Annotated in this window: 1 protein-coding gene; it reads left to right on the forward strand. The window is 74.9% G+C overall.

Features of this window, described 5'->3' with window-relative positions:
- The coding region (locus tag ACIQOV_RS40015; protein WP_401055872.1) for a condensation domain-containing protein at positions 1-1804 on the forward strand (1804 nt) is incomplete at both ends.

Raw genomic sequence — 1804 nt, forward strand, 5'->3', positions numbered from 1 at the left:
CCCCGCCCCCGACCCGCTGCCACAGCTCACCCCCGCCCCGCCCGCCGACACCGGGGAGCCGTTCGCACTGACCGGCATCCAGCAGGCCTACTGGACCGGGCGCAGCACGGACTTCGACCTCGGCGGCGTCGACTCCCACCTCTACACCGAGGCCGACCTGCCCGAGGTCGACCTGGAACGCCTGGCCGCCGTGTGGCAGGCCCTGATCGCCCGTCACCCGATGCTGCGCGCCGTCACCACCCCCGACGGCCGCCAGCAGATCCTGACCGACGTCCCGCCCTACCGGATCCACACCACCGATCTGCGCGCCGACGCCGACGTCGAGGCGGAGCTCGCCCGGATGCGCGAGCGCCTGGCCCACCCGCGCCGCGACACCGGCACCTGGCCGCTGTTCACCATCGAGGCGGCCCTGCTGCCCGGCGGCGCCACCCGCCTGTGCCTCAGCTTCGACCTGCTCATCGGCGACGCGCTGAGCTGGCAGATCCTCTACCGCGAGGCCCGCGCCCTCTACGAGGACCCAGGCGCCGAACTGCCCGCGCTCGAGGTGACGTTCGCCGACTACGTGGCCCACCTGCCCGCCCTGGCCGCCGGCCCGCGCTACGAGCGCGACCGCGCCTACTGGCGGGCGAAACTCCCGGCGCTGCCCGCGCCGCCCGCGCTGCCGCTCCTGCCCGAATCCGCCGACCCGGCCGGCGGCCCGCGGTTCTCCCGGCTGCAGCTGCGCCTGCCCGCCGGCGACCTCGCCGCGCTGCGCCACGTCGCCGCCGCCCACGGCGCGACGCTGTCCGCGCTGCTGATGGCCGTCTTCGCGGAGACCCTGGGCACCTTCACCAACAGCAGCGCCTTCTTGGTCAACACCACCATCTACAACCGGCCCGACGTCCACCCGCAGATCAACCGCATCGTCGGCGACTTCACCTCCACGGTCCTGACCGGCATCGACCTGGGCGTAGCGCCGACGTTCGCCGGCCGGCTGCGCGCGCTGCAGCGCCAGCTGTGGGCCGACCTCGACCACGCCCGCTACAGCGGAGTTGACGTTCTGCGGGACCTGAGCCAGGCCCGAGGCCGTACCGAGGCCGCCGCGCCCGTCGTGTTCACCAGCACCCTCGACCTGGAGGTGGCCGGCTCGGCGCCGGACACCCCGTTCCCCGGCGTCATCGGCTTCGGAATCGGCCAGACCCCGCAGGTCCTGCTCGACTACCAGACCTACCAGGCCGCCGCCGGCTTCGTGATCAACTTCGACACCGTCGACGGCCGACTTCCCGACGGCCTCGTCCAGGCAATGCTGGAGGACCACGAAGCCCAGCTGCGCACCCTGATCGACGACCCCGCCGCCCCCGACCGCCCCCGCCTGGGCGCAGCCGCTCCGGCGCCCGAGCTCGCCGAGCCGCTGGGCGGCGACCGGCTCCTGCACGAGCCGTTCTTCGAGCAGGCCCACAGCACCCCGCGGCGCACCGCGATCGTCTGCGACGGCGAGCGCACCAGCTACGGCGAACTCGCCGCTGCGGCCCGGCAGATCGCCGACCGGATCACCGCCGCCGATCCCGGCGGGGAACTCGTCGCCGTGCTGTGCCGGCCCGGCTGCGAGCAGGCCGCCGCCACCCTGGGTGCCCTGCTCGCCGGATACGCCTACGTGCCGTTGGACCCTGCCTGGCCCGCCGAACGCCTCCACGAGCTGCTGGCCGCCACCGGCGCCGCGGTTGTCGTCACCGAGCAGGAGACCCGGGCCCGCACCCGCCTGCCCGCCGGCCTGACCGTCCTCCTCACCGACGATCCCGCCCCCACCGCCGGCCCAACGGCCCCC

The sequence above is a fragment of the Kitasatospora sp. NPDC091257 genome (genome assembly GCF_044757675.1).
GTDB lineage: Bacteria > Actinomycetota > Actinomycetes > Streptomycetales > Streptomycetaceae > Kitasatospora > Kitasatospora lactacystinica.